General features: G+C 70.6%; 16 protein-coding genes. 12 read left to right on the forward strand and 4 right to left on the reverse strand.

Annotated elements, in window-relative coordinates; translation table 11 throughout:
- From IE312_RS41145 to IE312_RS21070, 4 genes are all read left to right on the forward strand, one after another.
- Positions 1–756 (forward strand): aminotransferase class III-fold pyridoxal phosphate-dependent enzyme (locus IE312_RS41145; RefSeq protein ID WP_229900238.1); only part of this gene is annotated, 756 nt, incomplete at its 5' end.
- Positions 757–1,070: 314 nt separating this feature from the next.
- Positions 1,071–3,134, forward strand: a complete 2,064-nt coding sequence (locus IE312_RS21060; protein ID WP_189983906.1) for an IucA/IucC family protein — start codon at positions 1,071–1,073, stop codon at positions 3,132–3,134.
- A 130-nt stretch (positions 3,135–3,264) separates the two neighbouring features.
- Complete coding sequence (locus tag IE312_RS21065; RefSeq protein ID WP_229900239.1) at positions 3,265–4,044, forward strand: GNAT family N-acetyltransferase; 780 nt, start codon at positions 3,265–3,267, stop codon at positions 4,042–4,044.
- Between the two features lie 377 nt (positions 4,045–4,421).
- A complete protein-coding gene (locus IE312_RS21070; RefSeq protein WP_189983908.1) occupies positions 4,422–6,413 on the forward strand; it encodes an ATP-dependent DNA helicase in 1,992 nt (663 codons plus the stop codon).
- Between the two features lie 216 nt (positions 6,414–6,629).
- Here the strand turns inward: IE312_RS21070 and lexA are convergent, their stop codons facing one another.
- Positions 6,630–7,409 carry a transcriptional repressor LexA gene (gene lexA, locus IE312_RS21075; RefSeq protein WP_189983909.1) on the reverse strand — a complete coding sequence of 260 codons (780 nt, stop codon included), beginning with the start codon at positions 7,407–7,409 and terminating at the stop codon, positions 6,630–6,632.
- A 562-nt stretch (positions 7,410–7,971) separates the two neighbouring features.
- Between lexA and nrdR the strand changes: the two genes are divergently transcribed.
- Both nrdR and IE312_RS21085 read left to right on the forward strand, forming a co-directional pair.
- On the forward strand, positions 7,972–8,523 hold the full coding sequence (nrdR, locus tag IE312_RS21080; RefSeq protein WP_189983910.1) for a transcriptional regulator NrdR: 552 nt from the start codon (positions 7,972–7,974) through the stop codon (positions 8,521–8,523).
- A 164-nt stretch (positions 8,524–8,687) separates the two neighbouring features.
- On the forward strand, positions 8,688–11,582 hold the full coding sequence (locus IE312_RS21085; RefSeq protein WP_189983911.1) for a vitamin B12-dependent ribonucleotide reductase: 2,895 nt from the start codon (positions 8,688–8,690) through the stop codon (positions 11,580–11,582).
- Between the two features lie 87 nt (positions 11,583–11,669).
- Here the strand turns inward: IE312_RS21085 and IE312_RS21090 are convergent, their stop codons facing one another.
- Positions 11,670–12,203 (reverse strand): TerD family protein, encoded by a 534-nt coding sequence (locus IE312_RS21090; RefSeq protein WP_189983912.1) that lies wholly within the window; start codon positions 12,201–12,203, stop codon positions 11,670–11,672.
- A gap of 154 nt (positions 12,204–12,357) precedes the next feature.
- Here IE312_RS21090 and IE312_RS21095 point away from each other — a divergent pair, with 154 nt between their 5' ends.
- The 3 genes from IE312_RS21095 (at position 12,358) to IE312_RS21105 (ending at position 14,767) form a co-directional block, all read left to right on the forward strand.
- Positions 12,358–12,963, forward strand: coding sequence for a YdbC family protein (locus IE312_RS21095; RefSeq protein WP_189983913.1), 606 nt, complete (start codon positions 12,358–12,360; stop codon positions 12,961–12,963).
- A gap of 226 nt (positions 12,964–13,189) precedes the next feature.
- On the forward strand, positions 13,190–13,849 hold the full coding sequence (locus IE312_RS21100; RefSeq protein WP_189983914.1) for a histidine phosphatase family protein: 660 nt from the start codon (positions 13,190–13,192) through the stop codon (positions 13,847–13,849).
- Between the two features lie 12 nt (positions 13,850–13,861).
- Positions 13,862–14,767, forward strand: coding sequence for an ADP-ribosylglycohydrolase family protein (locus IE312_RS21105; RefSeq protein WP_189983915.1), 906 nt, complete (start codon positions 13,862–13,864; stop codon positions 14,765–14,767).
- A gap of 401 nt (positions 14,768–15,168) precedes the next feature.
- Here the strand turns inward: IE312_RS21105 and IE312_RS21110 are convergent, their stop codons facing one another.
- On the reverse strand, positions 15,169–16,719 hold the full coding sequence (locus tag IE312_RS21110) for an MFS transporter (protein ID WP_189983916.1): 1,551 nt from the start codon (positions 16,717–16,719) through the stop codon (positions 15,169–15,171).
- A gap of 185 nt (positions 16,720–16,904) precedes the next feature.
- Between IE312_RS21110 and IE312_RS21115 the strand changes: the two genes are divergently transcribed.
- The 3 genes from IE312_RS21115 (at position 16,905) to IE312_RS21125 (ending at position 19,011) form a co-directional block, all read left to right on the forward strand.
- A complete protein-coding gene (locus tag IE312_RS21115) occupies positions 16,905–17,519 on the forward strand; it encodes a TetR/AcrR family transcriptional regulator (RefSeq protein WP_189983917.1) in 615 nt (204 codons plus the stop codon).
- A gap of 89 nt (positions 17,520–17,608) precedes the next feature.
- Positions 17,609–18,310, forward strand: a complete 702-nt coding sequence (rnhB, locus tag IE312_RS21120) for a ribonuclease HII (RefSeq protein ID WP_189983918.1) — start codon at positions 17,609–17,611, stop codon at positions 18,308–18,310.
- Between the two features lie 68 nt (positions 18,311–18,378).
- Positions 18,379–19,011, forward strand: a complete 633-nt coding sequence (locus tag IE312_RS21125; protein WP_189983919.1) for a hypothetical protein — start codon at positions 18,379–18,381, stop codon at positions 19,009–19,011.
- Positions 19,012–19,425: 414 nt separating this feature from the next.
- Here IE312_RS21125 and IE312_RS21130 read toward each other — a convergent pair whose 3' ends face one another.
- Complete coding sequence (locus tag IE312_RS21130; protein ID WP_189983920.1) at positions 19,426–20,046, reverse strand: hypothetical protein; 621 nt, start codon at positions 20,044–20,046, stop codon at positions 19,426–19,428.
- Positions 20,047–20,261: the final 215 nt, after the last annotated feature.

Consider the following 20,261-nt stretch of genomic DNA (forward strand, 5'->3'; position numbering starts at 1 on the left):
GCTTTCTGGGCCGTCGACCACAGCGGCATCACCCCCGACGTCATGGTCCTGTCCAAGGCCATCGGCGGCAGCCTGCCACTGGCCGTGATCGTCTACCGCGACGACCTCGACGTCTGGCAACCCGGCGCCCACGCCGGCACGTTCCGCGGCAACCAGCTCGCCATGGCCGCGGGCACCGCCACCCTCGCCTACGTCCGCGAGAACGCGCTCGCCGAACGCGCCGCCGCCCTCGGCTCCCGCATGCTGGAGCAACTCGCGGAACTCACCCGTCACTTCCCGTGCGTGGGAGACGTACGAGGACGCGGACTGATGATCGGGCTCGAACTGGTGAACCCCGACGCCGACCCTGTCGCCTCCCGCACGACACCCCCGCTCGACCACCCGGACGCGGTACCGGTCGCACCGGGACCCACCCGCACTCCGCACCCGGCCGCACCGGAACTCGCCGCCGCCGTACAGCGGGAGTGCCTCCGGCGCGGACTGATCGTCGAACTCGGCGGCCGGCACGCGTCCGTCGTCCGACTGCTCCCGCCCCTGACGATCAGCGACGAACAGGCGAACGCCGTACTCGACCGCCTGACCGACGCCGTGGCGGCAGCGGCCCGCGACCAGCAGGCCCACGGGCCGCACCAGCAGGCCGAAGGTCCACATCATCAGGCCGAGGATCCACACCATCAGGCCCCTGGCCCGAATCACCAGCACGCTCACGGGCCCCACCAGCAGCACGACCCGGGCAGTGCCCAGCCCAAGGGCTGAACCCCGCGCAAGGACTGAACCCCGCGCACGCGCCGCCCGGCCCCCGTACCGGCACCGGCCCGCATCCCGGCCGCCCACCCGTCCATCCCCGCATCGTCCCCTTCCCGGCCACCAGAGCCGACACCCGCCGTCGGCAACGACCGCACGTCCCTCTCGTCCACGCCCCGCCCGTCACCCCACGTCTCCTCGATCGCGAAGCACGGCGACCGGAGCGGGAGCGGACGACGGAACCCGCCCGCAGCAACCCGTACCGCTCAGCCCGCACGAGCCCGCACGAGCCCGTACCGGCCCGCCCCAGCCCCAGAGGAGCCGTCATGAACGCCGCCCCCACCCCCGACGGCCGCTCCGGCGCCCCTGATGACCAGGGAGCCGCTGCAGCCCCGTCCTCCGCCGCACCGCTCACCGAATCGGTCCCGCAACAGAAGACGCGCGACACCGACCCCATCCGGCTGACAGCACCCGGCGCCGACCCGCTGGAGGACTCCGATCCCCACGCCGTGGCCCAGTCCGCCGCCGTGGAGAACCTCCTGCGCTGCTGGATCCGCGAGACCGGCCTCGCCGCTCCTACGACCACCAGCCTCCACATCCCGCTGCCCGCCAGCGGCACCGCCCTCATCGCACCGGTCCGCTACTGGTCCCTGACCGGCTGGCACCGCTTCGGCCAACCGCGCCTCGCCCACGCCCCCGACACCGCACCCCCAGTCGACGCCGTCACCCTCGCAGCGCTGCTCACCAGAGAGACCGCCGGCCATCCGGACGGCACCGGCGACGTTTCGGGACCCCTCACCACGGGGCCCCGCCCCGACACCGTCACCGACGGCGGAGCCGGCACCGCCCGCGACTACGGCACCGTCCCCGGTGAGGGCGCTGTCCCTGAGCCCGCCAAGGGCACCGCCCCCAGCTCCCACGACAGCACCGACCTCGTGGCCAGGGTGGCCGACTCCGTCCGCCGTACCGCGGTCTTCGTCCGGCACCGGCGCGAACACCCGGCCGACGCCCCCGACCTCTTCCTCAGCGCCGAACAGGCCCTCCTCCTCGGGCACCCCCTGCACCCGACACCGAAGAGCCGGGAAGGCCTGACCGAGGCCGAAGCCCACCGTTACTCACCGGAGGTACGCGGCTCCTTCCCCCTTCACTGGCTGGCCGTCGCCCCCTCTCTCCTCGCGACCGACTCGGCCTGGACCGAGCGAGGTCGTCCCGTTCCCGCGACCCACCTCATCGGACGGCTCGCCGGAGCGGAACTGCCCCTCCCTCCCGGTCACACCGCCCTGCCGCTGCACCCCTGGCAGGCGCGCGAGGTACGCCACCGCGCATCCGTCGCCGCTCTGCTCGACTCCGGACTCCTGCGTGACCTCGGCCCCCTCGGCGCCCCCTGGCACCCCACCTCCTCCGTGAGAACGGTCCACCGGTCAGGCGCACCCGCGATGCTCAAGCTCTCGCTGGCCCTGCGCATCACCAACTCCCGCCGCGAGAACCTCCGCAAGGAACTCCACCGCGGCGTCGAGGTGCACCGCCTCCTCCGCACCGGCCTGGGCCGCCAGTGGCAGGCGGCACACCCCGGCTTCGACATCGTCCGGGACCCGGCCTGGCTCGCCGTCGACGGCCCGGACGGCCTGCCCGCGCCGGGACTCGACGTGGTGATCCGGCACAACCCGTTCACCTCCAACGACGATGTCGGATGTGTGGCCGGACTCGTCTCGCCCCGCCCGCTCGCCGACCCGGTCACCGGCACCCCACGGCACCAGCCCGCTCCGCCGATGCGGTCCCGCCTGGCCCAGCTCGTCGTACGCCTGGCCACACGCACCGGCCGGCCCGTCGGCGCCGTAGCCGCCGAGTGGTTCCTGCGCTACCTGGAGCAGGTCGTACGACCCGTCCTCTGGCTGGACGGCGAGGCAGGCGTCGCCCTCGAAGCGCACCAGCAGAACACGTTGCTCCTGCTGGACGGCGACGGCTGGCCCGCCGGCGGCCGGTACCGGGACAACCAGGGCTACTACTTCCGCGAGTCCCGGCGAGCGGAGCTGGACGCCCGGCTGCCCGGCATCGGCGAACGCAGTGACACCTTCGTCCCGGACGAAGTCACCGACGAACGCTTCGCCTACTACCTCGCCGTCAACAACGTGCTCGGGCTGATCGGCGCCTTCGGCTCCCAGCGTCTCGCCGACGAGCGACTGCTCCTCGCGGCCTTCCGCCGATTCCTCACCGACCTCGCCTCGGGGCCCGCCCCGCTGCGCACCTCCCTGACCGGCCGTCTGCTCGACTCACCCGTCCTGCGCTGCAAGGCCAACCTGCTGACCCGACTGCACGGCCTGGACGAACTCGTCGGCCCGGTCGACACCCAGTCCGTCTACGTCACCATCGCCAACCCCCTTCATTCCTAGATCCAGATGTGTCCGCGTTCCACCTGAGCGGACCGCCCGTCCCACGCATCGCACCGCCCTCCGCACATCGCACTTCGCACTTCGCACATCCGAGGACATGCCCCACCCCGACTCCCGAGAGGAGCGCACCGTGCCTCCCACCGATGCCCGCACCACAACCGGTCCCGCCCCCGCCCACCCGGACAGCCTCGCCCCCAGGGCGGACACCGCGGGGCCCTCGAATCTTCCGTTCGGCCGGCTCACGGTCGAGGACGCGGACCAGGGCAGCGAGGACACGCTGGAGCTGCGCCTGCCCGCCCGGTTCACCGCCCTCCACACGTGGGCGCCCGGCGGCCACCTCGGCCGACTCGCCGCGTGGGGACCGGTCACGACCCCTGCCGGCTCCTTCCAGCTCGTGCCGGTACGCATCGACCAGGACCTGTCCCTCGTCCACCGCTGGATGAACGACCCCGCCGTCGCGGAGTTCTGGGAACTGTGCGGACCCCGGAACCGGACGCAGGCCCACCTGCGGGCGCAACTCCACGGCGACGGGCGCAGCGTGCCGTGCCTCGGCGTGCTCGACGGCTCCCCGATGAGCTACTGGGAGATCTACCGGGCCGACATGGACCCACTGGCCGCCTGTTACCCGGCTCGTCCGCACGACACCGGCATTCACCTCCTCATCGGCGACGCCGCGGACCGGGGGCGTGGACTGGGTTCCGCCCTGCTCCGGGCCGTCGCCGACCTGATTCTCGATCGGTATCCCGCCTGCGCACGTGTCGTGTCAGAACCTGATGTCCGTAACATCCCCTCCGTCTCCGCGTTCCTGCGCGCCGGCTTCCGGCACGCGGCCGAGGTCGACCTGCCCGGGAAGCGGGCCGCCCTCATGATCCGGGACCGGGTCCAGCACGATGTCTGTAGCGTCGAGTGACCGGCTGCTCACAATGAGATACGAACGGCGGGGTCGCGGTGTTCCCGGCCCGAGAAAGAAATCCGATGGACACGGCGGCGGTCCGCCCACGCGGTGCCGCTCACCCCGGGCCGTCGGCGCTCAACCGGATCCGTCGGCACTGCGCCCCAGTCGGCGGCGGCGCCCGGCTCAAGTCGCCGTTTCCCGCTGAACCCCCACCCGCCGATGGCGCCCGAAACGACAGGACGCTCGGAAGCCGGCTCGGACGCAGCCCCGCACCGCACCCGACACCAGCCACCTCATCCGCCCACCCCGCCCAGGAGCCCCGGCGTGATCCCACCTCCCGCCTCCGCCGTGACCACCCGCTTGTCAGTGCAGGGCCGTAGGGTGGTCTGGCTATGACGAAGCCCTCACTCCCCGAACTCCTGCATGCCGCCGTCGCAGCCGTCGGCGGCACCGAGCGCCCCGGCCAGGTGACCATGGCCGAAGCGGTCGCCGAGGCGATCGACGACGGATTCCACCTGCTGGTCCAGGCCGGCACCGGCACCGGAAAGTCGCTCGGCTACCTGGTGCCCGCGCTCGCGCACGGGGAACGGGTGGTCGTCGCGACGGCCACACTGGCCCTGCAGCGCCAGCTCGTGGAGCGGGACCTGCCGCGCACGGTCGACGCCCTGCACCCGCTGCTGCGCCGCCGCCCGGAGTTCGCGATGCTCAAGGGCCGGTCGAACTACCTGTGCCTGCACCGCCTGCACGAAGGGATGCCGCAGGACGAGGAAGAAGGGCTGTTCGACCAGTTCGAGGCCGCCGCGCCCACCAGCAAGCTCGGCCAGGACCTGCTGAGGATGCGGGACTGGGCGGACGAGACGGAGAGCGGCGACCGCGACGATCTCACCGCGGGTGTCTCGGACCGTGCCTGGGCGCAGGTGTCGGTTTCGTCACGGGAGTGCCTGGGCGCGTCGAAGTGCGCGTACGGCGCCGAGTGCTTCGCCGAGATGGCCCGCGAGCGGGCCAAGCTCGCCGAGGTCGTGGTCACCAACCACGCTTTGCTGGCCATCGACGCCATCGAGGGCGCCCCCGTGCTGCCCCAGCACGAGGTGCTGATCGTCGACGAGGCACACGAACTCGTCTCCCGGGTCACCGGTGTCGCCACCGGGGAGCTCACGCCCGGCCAGGTCAACCGTGCCGTGCGGCGTGCCGCCAAGCTGGTCAACGAGAAGGCCGCCGATCAGCTCCAGACCGCCGCCGAGGGCTTCGAGCGGCTGATGGAACTCGCGCTTCCGGGTCGCCTGGAGGAGATCCCGGAGGACCTTGGCTACGCCCTGATGGCGCTGCGCGACGCGGCACGCGCGGTGATCAGCGCGATCGGCGCGACCCGCGACAAGTCGGTCCAGGACGAGGACGCGGTCCGCAAGCAGGCGCTGGCCGCGGTGGAGACGGTGCACGACGTGTCCGAGCGGATCCTGAACGGCTCGGAGTACGACGTCGTCTGGTACGAGCGGCACGACCGCTTCGGCGCGTCCCTGCGTGTCGCCCCCATGTCGGTTTCCGGCCTGCTGAGGGAGAAGCTGTTCGCCGACCGGGCCGTCGTCCTCACCTCGGCGACGCTCAAGCTGGGTGGTGACTTCAACGGCGTCGGAGCCTCCCTGGGTCTTGGTCCTGAGGGCGCGGAGGGCGAGGACCTGCCGAAGTGGAAGGGCGTCGACGTCGGCTCGCCCTTCGACTACCGCAGGCAGGGCATCCTCTACGTCGCGAAGCATCTGGCACGCCCCGCGCGTGACGGCGACCGCGCCGACATGCTGGACGAGCTGACCGAGCTGATCCAGGCGGCCGGCGGGCGCACCCTCGGTCTGTTCTCGTCGATGCGGGCCGCCCAGCTCGCCGCGGAGGAGCTGCGCTCCCGGATCCCGGAGTTCCCGATCCTGCTCCAGGGTGAGGAGACGCTCGGCGAACTGATCAAGAACTTCTCAGCCGACCCGAAGACCTGTCTGTTCGGCACGCTGTCGCTGTGGCAGGGCGTCGACGTTCCAGGCCCCAGCTGTCAGCTTGTCGTCATGGACAAGATCCCGTTCCCCAGGCCCGACGATCCGCTGATGAGTGCGCGCCAGAAGGCGGTCGAGGACGCCGGCGGCAACGGCTTCATGGCCGTGGCCGCCACCCACGCGGCCCTGCTCATGGCCCAGGGTGCCGGCCGTCTCGTGCGGGCGTCCGGGGACCGCGGAGTGGTGGCCGTCCTGGACCAGCGACTGGCCACCGCGCGGTACGGCGGATACCTCAAGGCGTCACTGCCGGACTTCTGGTACACCACGGACCGCAATCAGGTCCGCAAGTCGCTCGCCGCGATCGACGCGGCGGCGAAGCAGACCGAGGCGCAGTCGGCGCTGGTGAAGTGATCGCGGGGCGGCCTGGCCGGCGCCGATGAGGCCGCGGCCGTCCGCCCTGCGCCCCTAGCCACACCAGTAGTCGTCTGCCGACGCCTCCAGAGGTCGGCTGCCGATGCCCCCAGACGGGAAGATCCGGGCAGTCCGGACATGTGCAGGACCCCGGAACCGGCGCAGGGGTTCCGGGGCCCGGTCAGGGAGCGAGCGGCCGCTCGCTCGCCGCGGCTGTCACACGCGGCGCAGCACTGCGACGACCTTGCCGAGGATGGTCGCGTCGTCGCCGGGGATCGGCTCGTAGGCCGAGTTGTGGGGCAGGAGCCACACGTGGCCGTCCTCGCGCTTGAAGCGCTTCACGGTGGCTTCGCCGTCGAGCATGGCGGCCACGATGTCGCCGTTCTCGGCGACCGGCTGGCGGCGCACGGTGACCCAGTCGCCGTCACAGATGGCGGCCTCGATCATGGAGTCGCCGACGACCTTGAGCACGAACAGTTCGCCGTCACCGACGAGCTGGCGGGGGAGGGGGAACACGTCCTCGACGGACTCCTCCGCGAGAATCGGGCCGCCGGCCGCGATACGGCCGACCAGCGGGACGTACGATGCGGCGGGTTTGCCGGCAGTGTCCGTCGGCTGCACGGTGACGGCCTGGTCGGATCCGCGCACCTCGTACGCGCGCGGGCGGTGCGGGTCGCGGCGCAGGAAGCCCTTGCGCTCGAGCGCCATCAACTGGTGCGCGACGGAGGACGTGCTGGACAGGCCCACGGCCTGACCGATCTCCCGCATCGACGGCGGGTAACCGCGCCGCTGGACGGAGTCCCTGATGACCTCGATCACCCGGCGCTGCCGGTCGGTGAGTCCGGAACTGTCCGCCCGGATGCCTGGAGGTCGCCCCGGCAGGGAGCGCTTGTGCGCCTCGGGATTCGTGGCTTCGTTCATCGCATGTACCGGCTCGACTCGGCCCTGGGAGCGGTCCTGGGCGGTGATGGTGGCACTGTCTGCGGTGGTGGTCACGTCGGCCCCTCTCGATGGTCTCCCTGCTGCACAACGGTAGTTGCTTTCGAAAGGTTGCGCCAAACACACGTTCGAGTGAAAAAGTGCGTTTCGCCGGACGTAATCACGTCTCTAGGTGTATGGCTGACGCGATGCGTGGCGGACAAAAGCACCCATTGCTGTACTCTTCACCGCCGGGGCGGGAGGCCTCGTGGGCCGAGCCCCAGTCTGCCATCCGGAATCCCGCGGTCCGGAATCCGGGTCCTTCCTGCCCGGGAGTGTCACGCGTCCTCCCTGCGGCGCCCACGGTATCCCCGCGAGCCCCGCGCTGGCACCGCCCGTGCCCCGCGTGTCCCCGCAGACCGCCGCCGGCGCCCGGCCCCGCTGCCGCCGCGCGACACGCGCGTGGAGCGCCGATGCAAGCGCCAATTCCCACATGTAGTGGTTGGATGGCTACAGCTACCCAGAAGTTGTGGTCCCCCGGGTCGGAGACGGCTCACCGATCGCCTATGCTTAGGGCTGCTTCGCGGGGCCCCTGGGTCCAGTGGGGCTGACGAGTCTGCTGTGAGGAGGGTTGGAGACCATGTACTGCCCCTTCTGCAGGCACCCCGACAGCCGTGTGGTCGACAGCCGTACGACCGACGACGGCACGTCCATCCGCAGGCGCCGCCAGTGCCCCGACTGCTCCCGTCGTTTCACGACCGTGGAGACGTGCTCGCTGATGGTGGTCAAGCGGTCCGGAGTCACCGAGCCCTTCAGTCGTACCAAGGTCATCAATGGCGTGCGCAAGGCGTGCCAGGGGCGGCCCGTCACCGAGGACGCGCTCGCCCAGCTCGGCCAGCGGGTCGAGGAGGCGGTGCGCGCGACCGGGAGTGCCGAGCTGACCACCCACGACGTGGGTCTGGCCATACTCGGCCCGTTGCAGGAACTCGACCTCGTCGCCTACCTGCGGTTCGCGTCCGTCTACCGGGCGTTCGACTCGCTCGAGGACTTCGAGGCCGCCATCGCGGAGCTGAGGGAAGCGAGGCGGGACCCCGTCGCGGACGAGGAAGACGCGGGAGCGGGGAGCCAGGAAGACGACGGCGGGCCCGGCGGGACCACTCAGGTCCCCGTGCCCGCCCGCGCCGCCGACTGACCGGCGGGCCGGAAACCGGTAGGAGACCCGGGTTCCGGCCGGGAGGCGGCGAACGAAGACCTGTTGCGGGTGGCAGCTGAGGGTGCCCGCAACGCAAGACACCACACGTACCCACGGGAACAAATGGGTACTTCAGGGCGTTTCAGCCCGTACAGGGAGGCGGCATGACAGAGACGGCGAGCGGTCCGGCACGAGGCCCCCGGGCCAAGGGCGCCAAGGCCACCAAGGGGCTGCGTATCGAGCGCATCCACACGACCCCCGGCGTGCACCCGTATGACGAGGTGTCCTGGGAGCGCCGTGACGTCGTCATGACCAACTGGCGCGACGGCTCGGTGAACTTCGAGCAGCGTGGCGTCGAGTTCCCCGACTTCTGGTCGGTGAACGCGGTCAACATCGTCACCAGCAAGTACTTCCGCGGCGCCGTGGGCACCGCGCAGCGCGAGACCAGCCTCAAGCAGCTGATCGACCGCATCGTGAAGACGTACCGGAAGGCCGGTGAGGACTACAAGTACTTCGCCTCGCCCGCCGACGCCGAGATCTTCGAGCACGAGCTGGCGTACGCCCTCCTGCACCAGATCTTCAGCTTCAACAGCCCCGTCTGGTTCAACGTCGGTACCCCGCAGCCCCAGCAGGTCTCCGCCTGCTTCATCCTGTCCGTCGACGACTCCATGGAGTCGATCCTCGACTGGTACAAGGAAGAGGGCATGATCTTCAAGGGCGGCTCCGGAGCCGGTCTGAACCTCTCCCGCATCCGCTCCTCCAAGGAGCTGCTCTCCTCGGGCGGCAACGCCTCCGGTCCGGTCTCCTTCATGCGCGGCGCCGACGCCTCCGCCGGCACCATCAAGTCCGGTGGTGCCACCCGCCGCGCCGCCAAGATGGTCGTGCTCGACGTCGACCACCCCGACATCGAGGACTTCATCCAGACGAAGGTCAGCGAGGAGGAGAAGATCCGCGTCCTGCGCGACGCGGGCTTCGACATGGACCTGGGCGGCGACGACATCACGTCCGTCCAGTACCAGAACGCCAACAACTCGGTCCGCGTGAACGACGAGTTCATGACGGCGGTCGAGAACGGCGGCAAGTTCGGGCTGCGCGCGCGGATGACCGGCGAGGTCATCGAGGAGGTCGAGGCCAAGGCCCTCTTCCGCAAGATCGCCGAGGCCGCCTGGGCCTGCGCCGACCCGGGCATCCAGTACGACGACACCATCAACAACTGGCACACCTGCCCCGAGTCCGGCCGGATCACCGCGTCGAACCCGTGCAGCGAGTACATGCACCTGGACAACACGTCCTGCAACCTGGCCTCGCTGAACCTGATGAAGTTCCTGAAGGACGACGGCAAGGGCAACCAGTCCTTCGAGGCCGAGCGCTTCCAGAAGGTCGTCGAGCTGGTCATCACCGCGATGGACATCTCGATCTGCTTCGCGGACTTCCCGACCCAGAAGATCGGCGAGAACACCCGCGCCTTCCGCCAGCTCGGGATCGGCTACGCCAACCTCGGCGCCCTGCTGATGGCCACCGGCCACGCCTACGACTCGGTCGGCGGCCGCGCCCTGGCCGGCGCCATCACCTCCCTGATGACGGGCACGGCCTACCGCCGCTCCGCCGAGCTGGCCGCGGTCGTCGGCACCTACGACGGCTACGCCCGCAACGCCGACGCCCACAACCGCGTCATGAAGCAGCACGCCGACGCCAACGGCACGGCCGTCCGCATGGACGACCTGGACACCCCGGTGTGGGCCGCCGCCACGGAGGCCTGGCAGGACGTCCTGCGTCTCGGTGAGAAGAACGGTTTCCGTAACTCCCAGGCTTCCGTCCTGGCGCCGACCGGCACCATCGGTCTCGCGATGTCCTGCGACACCACCGGTGTCGAGCCGGACCTGGCGCTGGTGAAGTTCAAGAAGCTGGTCGGCGGCGGCTCGATGCAGATCGTCAACGGCACCGTCCCGCAGGCCCTGCGCCGCCTGGGCTACCAGGAGGAGCAGATCGAGGCGATCGTCGCCCACATCGCCGAGCACGGCAATGTGATCGACGCCCCCGGCCTCAAGCACGAGCACTACGAGGTGTTCGACTGCGCCATGGGCGAGCGCGCCATCTCCCCGATGGGCCACGTCCGCATGATGGCCGCGATCCAGCCGTGGATCTCCGGTGCCATCTCCAAGACGGTCAACATGCCGGAGACGGCGACCGTCGAGGAGGTCGAGGAGATCTACTTCGAGGCCTGGAAGCTGGGCGTCAAGGCGCTCGCTATCTACCGCGACAACTGCAAGGTCGGCCAGCCGCTCTCCGCCAAGACCAAGGAGAAGGAGAAGACCGAGGTCACGGAGAAGGCCGAGGCGACCATCCGCGAGACGGTCGAGAAGGTCATCGAGTACCGCCCGGTCCGCAAGCGCCTCCCCAAGGGCCGCCCCGGCATCACGACTTCCTTCACGGTCGGCGGCGCCGAGGGTTACATGACCGCCAACTCCTACCCGGACGACGGTCTCGGCGAGGTCTTCCTGAAGATGTCGAAGCAGGGCTCCACCCTGGCGGGCATGATGGACGCCTTCTCCATCGCCGTCTCCGTCGGTCTGCAGTACGGCGTCCCGCTGGAGACGTACGTCTCGAAGTTCACCAACATGCGCTTCGAGCCGGCCGGTATGACCGACGACCCGGACGTGCGGATGGCGCAGTCGATCGTCGACTACATCTTCCGCCGCCTGGCGCTGGACTTCCTGCCGTTCGAGACCCGCTCCGCACTCGGCATCCACTCCGCCGAGGAGCGCCAGCGTCACCTGGAGACCGGCTCCTACGAGCCGGCCGACGACGAGGTCGACGTCGAGGGCCTGGCCCAGTCGGCCCCGCGTGCCCAGGAGCTGAAGGCCGTCGCCACGCCGAAGGCGGAGTCGGAGTCGGCCAAGCCCGCCCCGCGCCAGGCGCACACCAGCGCCGAACTGGTGGAGATGCAGATGGGCATCCAGGCGGACGCCCCGCTGTGCTTCTCCTGCGGCACCAAGATGCAGCGGGCCGGTTCCTGCTACATCTGCGAGGGCTGCGGTTCCACCAGCGGCTGCAGCTGATGACACGCCGCTCGTGAAGTCACGCCGCTCGTGAAGTAGGGGCGCCGGCCTGTGCCGGCGCCCCTTGCTTCGTACCGCGGGAAGGCGTCAGGACCGGTGCGCCCGGCCCATCACCCGGGTGAAGGCCGCCGGGTCCTCGTCGTAGCCGCGCACGCCGGGACGGAACGTCCAGTCGGCGGAGTCGTCCCGGGCGAACTCGGCGATGGTGGCGGCCGTCGACCCGAGGACCGAGCCGAAGTCGTCCTCGGCGAGCACGGTGTAGCCCTCGCGGACGCGTACGGCGGGGCCGAGCACATCGGCGAACGTCTTGTGCCCGGACCGCTGCTGGATGACGACACCCACCACCACGCGCGCGTAGCGGTCGCTCAGGCGGTCCAGTTCGAGCGTCATGACCTCGTCCCAGCCGAACCCCCTGCCGTCGGTGCTGTCACGGTTGAGGAGAATCGTGCCGTCCGGCGAACGGCTGTCGAAATGCACCAGATAGGCCGGCGCCCCGTACGGGTCACCGGTCGAGAAGGTCGCTGCGACGATGTCGAGGTCGGTCGGCGGGCGACCTGCCGGACTGGGGTCCCACTTGAGCGCGACCTCGACCTTGCGGATGCCCTTGCTGAAGCCGGTCACCAGGCTCTTCCCTTCCCCCTGTGGCTCGGTCGGACCCCAACTCCCCATCCGTCAGGGTTCCTTGCCCATCGTGCCACGCGCGTGGGGGCGTGTGCGCGGGCGATCTCCGCCGGAGCGTGACCGGCGCCACGCCCCGTGGCCTTACGATGGCGCGGTGCTGGTCAAGTGGATTCGCTGCACCGTGGTGGACCGCCGCGGGTTCGAGCGGGGGCAGCGGAAATGGGCGGGGCTTCTGGGGGAGCCGGGTTTCAGGGGACAGGGCGGAGGCTGGAGCCGGCAGCGACCGGGGGTGGCGCACACCTTCGCCTTCTGGGAGAGCCGGGCCTTCTACGACTCCTTCATGGCCCGCTCCCACGACCGCCTGGCCGCCGCCCAGTCCGGCACCATCAAGGACGTGCAGGCCAGGCTGTTCGAGTACCGCTTCGACGTGAAGACGGGCTTCGAACCCCGGTTCACGGACGCCGATCTGATCCGCGTGGCCCTGTGCCGGATCCATGAGGAGCGCGTCGAGCACTTCACCCTCATGCAGGAGAAGGTCTGGAACCCCGCGATGGCCGGCTCGCCCGGGATGATCCGCGGCATGTTCGCCGAGGCCTCCGAGCGGGAGTTCCTGATCCTGTCGATGTGGCGGTCGGCGGCCGAGCACGGAAAATACCGCACGGAGCGTATCGAACGCCTCGCTCTGCGTGCCCAGACCGAGGCGGACGTCGCGGCGCTCTCCGGCGACATCGTCGACCTGGAGCCGTCGTGGACGGTATGAGGCGTCCTGAGGGGTACCTGTCGTCCTGGCGGTACCTCCGGTCCTGGGAACCTGTCGTCCCGGGTGCTCGCAGTCCCGGGCGGGACGAGCCGCCGCTTGGTTCGATGAACGAGCGCACTGCGGTGAGCCGCGGCATGCCTGGTCCGGACGCGCGGAAGGTGTGACCTACGCCGTATACGGGCCGTTCGAGTGCTCGACTCCCCGCCGTTCGATCTAGGGTTTTGGCATGGCACGACCACGGCGCATCGTCCTTGTCCGGCACGGCGAGTCAACGGGCAACGTCGACGACTCCGTGTACGAACGCGAGCCCGACCACGCGCTCGCGCTGACCGAGCGCGGCCTGCGGCAGGCCGGGGAGACCGGCAAACGACTCCGCGAGCTCTTCGGCCGGGAACGCGTGAGCGTGTACGTCTCCCCGTACCGCCGCACCCACGAGACGCTCCGCGCCTTCCACCTCGACCCCGACCTGATACGGGTCCGGGAGGAACCCCGACTGCGCGAGCAGGACTGGGGCAACTGGCAGGACCGCGACGACGTGCGCCTGCAGAAGGCCTACCGCGACGCCTACGGCCACTTCTTCTTCAGGTTCCCCCAGGGTGAGTCCGGCGCAGACGTGTACGACCGGGTCGGCGGCTTCCTGGAGAGCCTGTTCCGCAGCTTCGAGGCGCCCGACCACCCGCCTAACGTCCTCCTGGTCACCCACGGGCTCGCGATGCGGCTGTTCTGCATGCGCTGGTTCCACTGGACGGTCGCGGAATTCGAATCCCTGTCCAATCCGGGGAACGCCGAGATGCGGGTGCTCGTTCTGGGGGAGGACGGCAGGTACACACTCGACCGGCCCTTCGAACGCTGGCGGGAGCCTGACCCGTACTGGGTGACCGGATAGAGTGGCAGGGCGATGACCGCTGACTCCTCTTCCCTCGGGCGCCTGGAGCGTGCCCTGGCCAGCCTGCGTGGCCTTGCCGTGGGGGACGCCCTGGGTTCCCAGTTCTTCGTTCCCGTGCACTACCCCCTGCTCAAGCGCCGCGAGCTGCCCGCGGGCCCCTGGCAGTGGACGGACGACACCGAGATGGCGTGCTCCGTGGTCGCCGTCCTCGCCGCCCACCACCGCGTCGACCAGGACGCGCTGGCCCGCTCCTTCGCCGAGCACCACGACTTCGACCGAGGTTACGGCCCGGCGGTCAACCGGCTGCTGCGCCTGGTCCGGGAGGGCGGGGACTGGCGGGAGCTGGCCGCCGGCCTCTTCAACGGACAGGGATCCTGGGGCAACGGCGCCGCCATGCGGATCGCCCCCCTGGGTGCCTGGTACGCGGACGACCCGGAGCAGGCCACCCACCAGGCGGAGATCTCGGCCTACACCACCCACCAGCACCGGGAGGCCGTGGTCGGCGCCATGGCCGTCGCCGCCGCGGCGGCACTGGCCGGTTCGCCGGACGGGCCGCCCGCCCCCGAGGCCCTCCTCGACGGCGTCGTCGCCCTGGTGCCGAAGAGCGCGGTCGGCCAGGGCCTGCGCCGCGCCCGGGACATGCTCGACTACGGCGACGCGGCCACCGTCGCGGCCGTCCTCGGCTGCGGACGCCGTACGACGGCCCACGACACCGTCCCCTTCGCCCTCTGGTCCGCCGCACGGGCCCTCGGCGACTACGAGACCGCTTTCTGGACGACCGCCCAGGTGGGCGGGGACGTCGACACCACCTGTGCCATCGTGGGCGGCGTGCTCGCCGCCGGCAAGGCCGGGGCGCCTCCCGCCGAGTGGGTACGGCACACCGAGGCTCTGCCCGACTGGGTGCCCACGGGGGTCTGACGGCGGTCTGCGGTCCCGCTCCCAGCGTCAAAACTCTGCGTGCGCGCCGGGAACTCTGCGTGACGATCACCCGTTGTTCTGGTATCCGCCGTGCAGTGCCCCCGTGGACGCGAGGGGCCGGCGGAGCCTGGACGACGAGCGGCGGAGGGGGAGGGATGGCGACGGTCCGGCAGGCGCCTACGCAGGCACCCGTACGGGTGCTGTGCCTGATCCCGGCCCTGTTCCTGCCCCGCTTCCTCTCCCGCTTCCTGCTCCTCTTCTCGTCCCTGTCCCTGTTCCTGCTGCTCGCCCGGTCGTGGACGCTGCCGGCCGTGGTGCGGCGGGGGACCGGACCGCCACGTGTGCGGTCCGCCCCCCGGCGGCCGTCCGCGCGGCCGCGGCTTCCCACGGCCCGGCGCGGATCAGCCGAGGTGGGGGCCCGCTGTGCCCGCGAGGGAGTCGAGGTCGCTCTTGTCGACCCGGAGCACCAGCCAGGCGGTGACGAAGGCGAGCCCGGCCATCGCGGCCGCCGGTACGAAGGCGGTGGAGATGCCATGGGCGAGTACCTCGTGCCCCCAGGGAGCGGGCAGCTGGTGACTCTCGGCGAAGCGTGCTTTCTGCTCCGGCGAGGCACCGGCCAGGAACTTCGGGAGCTGCTTCTTCGCCTCGTCCTTGCTGGCCGATCCGAAGACGGTCGTCAGGATGGACAGACCCAGCGAACCACCGACCTGCTGCATGGCGTTGAGCAGCCCGGAAGCCGCGCCGGCCTCGTGCGGGGCGACGCCGGACACGGCCGTGACGGTGGCCGTCACGAAGTTCAGACCCATGCCGAAGCCGAACACCAGCATGGGGCCCAGCACTCCGCCGACGTAGGTGCTGTCGGGCCGGATGAAGGTCTGCCACACCAGCCCGGTCACCACGAGCGCCGAACCGCCCATCATGAACGGCTTGGGGCCGAGCACCGGCAGCAAGCGCTGCGACAGACCCGCGCCCACCGCTATCGCGACGGTCACGGGGAGGAAGGCGACCCCGGCCTTGATGGCGCTGTAGCCGAGCACGTTCTGCACGAACAGCACGATGTAGAAGAACATGCCGAACATCGCGGCGGCCAGGCTCAGCATGATCACATACGTGCCCCAGCGGTTGCGGTCGGTGAACATCCTGAGCGGGGTGATCGGCTCCTTCGCCCGCATCTCGGTGACCACGAAGGCGAACAGCAGCACGACGGCCGCCGCGAAGGAGCCGAGGGTGAGTCCGTCGCGCCAGCCGTCCTCGGCGGCGCGGATGAACCCGTACACCAGCGAGGCCATGCCGAGGGTGGACGTCAGCGCGCCGGTGATGTCGAACCGTCCCGGGTGCCGCTCGGACTCGTTGATGTACAGCGGCGCGAGCGACGCGATCAGCACGCCGATGGGTACGTTGACGAACAGCACCCACCGCCAGTCGAGCCAGTCGGTGAGCATTCCCCCGGCGAGGAGACCGATGGCGCCGCCGCCGGCGGAAACGGCGGCGAACACGCCGAAGGCCCGGTTGCGTTCGGGGCCTTCGGGGAAGGTCGTCGTGATCAGCGCCAGCGACGTGGGCGACGCTATCGCGCCACCCACGCCCTGCAGGGCCCGTGCGGCCAGCAGCTGCCAGGGATCCTGGGCGAGGCCGCCCAGCAGGGAGGCGAAGGTGAACAACAGGATGCCGGTCATGAACACCCGGCGGCGGCCGAGGATGTCACCGGCCCGCGCGCCGAGCAGCAGCAGGCCACCGAAGGTGAGCGTGTAGGCGCTGACCACCCACGTCAGGTCGGTGGTGCTGAACTCGAGAGCGTCTTGAATGTGCGGGAGCGCGATGTTCACAATCGTCGCGTCGAGTACCACCATGAGTTGGCAGGCCGCGATGACGGTGAGTGCGATGCCGGGATGCCCCTCCCGGCGGGCCGCGCCCGGCTTGCGATCGTCCTTGAGCAGCTGAGAGGTCGTCACTATGGGTCCCCCACAAAGGCCTTAGTGAACGCTCGCGTTCACTGTCGCGTCCACGGTAGTGAGTCCCCAACAGTGAACGCAAGCGTTCACTTAATCGCGCGTCGCGCCCTGCGTCCCCTTTCTGCTGCAGCGTGGCGCCACCGACCCCGGAATGACCGCTTCCCATGCATGCTGGAGAGACACGGATGGTTACCTCGCGCTGGACGGCCGCGCCTGCCCGGACGGCTTCCCCTCGTCGGCGCGGAGCGGTGCTGGAGCGCGCGATCCTGAACGCCACCCTGGAGCAGCTCAGCACGGTCGGCTGGAAAGGGCTGACCATGGAGGGCGTCGCGGCCGGCGCTCAGACCGGGAAGGCCGCGGTCTACCGCCGTTGGCCCTCCAAGGAGGATCTCGTCGCGGACGCCCTGGTGTCCGGGCTGCCCCGGGTTGAGGAGGCTCCGGATCTCGGCAGTGTGCGCGAAGACCTGCTGGCCCTGTGCCGGCACGTGCGGGAGATCATGTACTCGCGCCCTGGTGTCGCGCTGCGTTCCGTCATTCACGAATGCGATCACGTGCAAGTGGAACGCTTCGAGGGTGTCATCGCCGAAAGTGTCGTGGAGCCGACGGTCAAGCTGCTGTGCGAGGTCATCACCCGTGGAATAGAGCGAGGGGAAGTCCGCACCGACGCGGCCAACGGATACGTCTTCGACGCCATTCCGGCCATGATGATGTACCGGTCGAAAATGTGCGGCAGCGAATGGAGCGACCAGGATCTCGCCGAGATGATCGACCAGCTCATGCTCCCGCTGCTGCGGCCCTAGAAGACCTGACCCGCCGCGCCGGCGCTCTTCGTGCGGGCCGGGGGCCGGGGTGTCGCGCGGTGATACCGGCGGCGTACGCTAAGGGCGCCATGCCGTACGAACCACCTACTCACACCGTCGAGCGCTCCCTGCGCGCCACGACCGGAGCGAAGGTCATAGCCGGTGTCGACGAGGTGGGACGGGGTGCCTGGGCCGGGCCCGTCACCGTCTGCGCCGCGATCACCGGACTGCGCCGCCCGCCCGAGGGTCTGACCGACTCCAAACTGCTGACACTCAAGCGGCGTACGGAACTCGCCCGGACCCTGCAGTCATGGGTGACGGCCTATGCGCTGGGGCATGCTTCCCCCGAGGAGATCGACGCCCTGGGGATGACGGCCGCGCTGCGGCTGGCCGCGTGCCGTGCGCTGGACGCCCTGCCGGTCCGTCCCGAGGCCGTGATCCTCGACGGGAAGCACGACTATCTCGGTGCCCCGTGGCGGGTGCGCACGGTGATCAAGGGTGATCGGTCGTGCGTGGCCGTAGCGGCGGCGTCGGTGATCGCCAAGGTTCAGCGCGACAAAATGATGGCCGAACTGGGTATCGACCATGCACACTTCGGATTTGCGGACAACGCCGGGTATCCGTCGCCCGTGCACAAGGCCGCACTGGCGGAGTGGGGGCCCACCCCTCTCCACCGCTTGTCGTGGGCGTATCTTGATGCGTTGCCTCAGTGGCGGCACCTCAAGAAGGTCCGCAGCTGGGCGGACGGAAACGTTCCGGAAATCGAGGGCCAGCTCGGCTTCGATTTCTGACGGTTCTGCTCGCACTGATGTGCCACCCGGTCATCCGCACCGCACCAACGTTTGATAAATATCAGCTCATGCCTCTCATTCCCGAGGAGCCTCAGATTCACGAGAGTGCCCAGGGTCCCCGCGCCACTCCGGCCACCGGCCGTACCGCGCCGACCCCTCGCCCCGTACCCGGCCCCCGCCCCGCGGCTCCGTCCCGCCCCGGTCGTCCCGGCCCTCTGCGGCCCACGCCGCCGGTGCAGCGCACGCCGCGTGACGTGGCTCCGGCCAAGCCCGGCCCCTCCGGCCCGGCCGCTCCCGCCGCCACCGCGGCGAGCCCGCAGATCCAGCTGATCCCGGCCTCGGCCGAGGGCGCGCTCGACGCCGCCGAGGAGGCGGTGGACCTCCTCCTGGACTCGGGCCGCGCCCCCGGTGACGTGCTGGTGATCACCACGGGTGCCCAGCACCCGTGGGCCGAGCACGAGTTGTCCTTCGGTGAAACGTCCTACTGGGCGCAGCACGACGCCGGGGACGACGTGTTCTACGCGGATGCCGCCCTCGCTTCCCGCGCCGCCACCCGCCCGGTGGTCGTCGTGGCCGTCAACGGAGGCGCCGCCTCGGCCGCTGCCACCGCCCTTCCGCTGGCGCACAGCCGAGCCGGTGCCCTGCTGATCGTCTGCGGTGACCCGCAGCAGATCAACTCGGTGCTGGGCGCCGGCGTCTGAGCCGCGTCCGGCTCCCCGGGACATCGGGGAGCCGGAAGAGCCGCTCCGGCGGAATCCGCACGGCGCGGCTTTCGGCGTGCCCGGACGGCAGTCTGTTGTCGTGCGGTGCGAGGACGCACCCTTGCACAACTGGGGGAACGGTACCGGCCGTTGTCGGGCGGGCCTGATCAGCGGGCCGCGCCGACGCCCGCCAGGAGCGGAACCTGCGGCGCGGCCGGTGTGTGCAGCCCCGGTCCGGACGCGTCCCTCCCGCCGCCGGTTCTCGTACCCGGAGCCTCAGGCATGAAGCCGTCCGCGCTCTGCGGCGCGATCCGCGGTGCCCGTCGCCGGCCCCTGCCTTGACGACACCGGCCCTCGGCCGGTTCGTGCCGCGGACCGGCGGCACGAACCGTCGTACCGCCGGCTCCGCTGTCCTCAGCGGGCCGCCGCCCGGCGCAGCACATCGGACACCGGGCCGCCGGTGCGGGGCGCCAGCGGCGGAGCCTCCGCGATGGCGCCGGGGTCCGGCACCGAGTGGGCGTTGGGCTGGCGACCGCCGCGGCCTTCGCCGAGCACCTGCCAGCCCTCGTGCGTCAGCGTGATGTACGCCCCGCACCGCAGGCCGTGCAGTGTGCAGGCGTCGCGCAGCCCCCACATCCAGGCGCCGTCCTCCTCGGTCCAACGCGCGTCGCCGTCCCGGCAGTAGAGCAGGACGGCCGTGCGCACCGGAGTGCGGCGGCGCAGGTCGTGGGGGATCACCCGGCGCAGCTGAGCCAGCAGCGCGTTGCGGAACATCCACCCGTCGGCCGGGTCCGGACGGCGCGTGAACGAGGCGCTCGCCCGCAGCCGCTCATCCGGGTCCAGAACCGCCACGATCGCCGTGAGCGGCTTCGGGTGGTGCCGGGCGTGCAGCCCGCTGACGACCTCACGGGGGTTGCGCAGCAGGGGGATACCGGCAGCGGCCCACTCGGCCGGCTCGAGCAGGCGACTGGCGGAGGCGGCGGACGCGGACGTCGACAACGAGGTCGCCGAGGACGAGGCGAATCCGAAGGTCACGTTCCTCCCTTCGGCTACGCGCCCATACTGCGGGCGAGGTCGGATTAGGGGGAGCGCGCACCGCAGCGGAGCCCAACCGGATCACGGACGAGCCGTGCGGGGAGCGGACCTCAATTCTTCCTGTCGAACTTGGTTGCGGCAACGAGCAATTGGGGCCGTCGACTGTTATCAGGTGGTGCGTGGCTTATATCCCTACCCAAACGATCGGCCGATGA

This window comes from Streptomyces capoamus, assembly GCF_014654935.1.
Lineage (GTDB): Bacteria > Actinomycetota > Actinomycetes > Streptomycetales > Streptomycetaceae > Streptomyces > Streptomyces capoamus.

Bases quoted from the DNA above. Each gene is read 5' to 3' on its own strand.
- rnhB (WP_189983918.1), top strand. From the start codon at position 17,609: ATGCCGTACGAACCACCTACTCACACCGTCGAGCGCTCCCTGCGCGCC.
- IE312_RS21070 (WP_189983908.1), top strand. From the start codon at position 4,422: ATGACGAAGCCCTCACTCCCCGAACTCCTGCATGCCGCCGTCGCAGCC.
- IE312_RS21060 (WP_189983906.1), top strand. From the start codon at position 1,071: ATGAACGCCGCCCCCACCCCCGACGGCCGCTCCGGCGCCCCTGATGAC.
- nrdR (WP_189983910.1), top strand. From the start codon at position 7,972: ATGTACTGCCCCTTCTGCAGGCACCCCGACAGCCGTGTGGTCGACAGC.
- IE312_RS21125 (WP_189983919.1), top strand. From the start codon at position 18,379: ATGCCTCTCATTCCCGAGGAGCCTCAGATTCACGAGAGTGCCCAGGGT.
- IE312_RS21115 (WP_189983917.1), top strand. From the start codon at position 16,905: ATGGTTACCTCGCGCTGGACGGCCGCGCCTGCCCGGACGGCTTCCCCT.
- IE312_RS21100 (WP_189983914.1), top strand. From the start codon at position 13,190: ATGGCACGACCACGGCGCATCGTCCTTGTCCGGCACGGCGAGTCAACG.
- IE312_RS21085 (WP_189983911.1), top strand. From the start codon at position 8,688: ATGACAGAGACGGCGAGCGGTCCGGCACGAGGCCCCCGGGCCAAGGGC.
- IE312_RS21105 (WP_189983915.1), top strand. From the start codon at position 13,862: ATGACCGCTGACTCCTCTTCCCTCGGGCGCCTGGAGCGTGCCCTGGCC.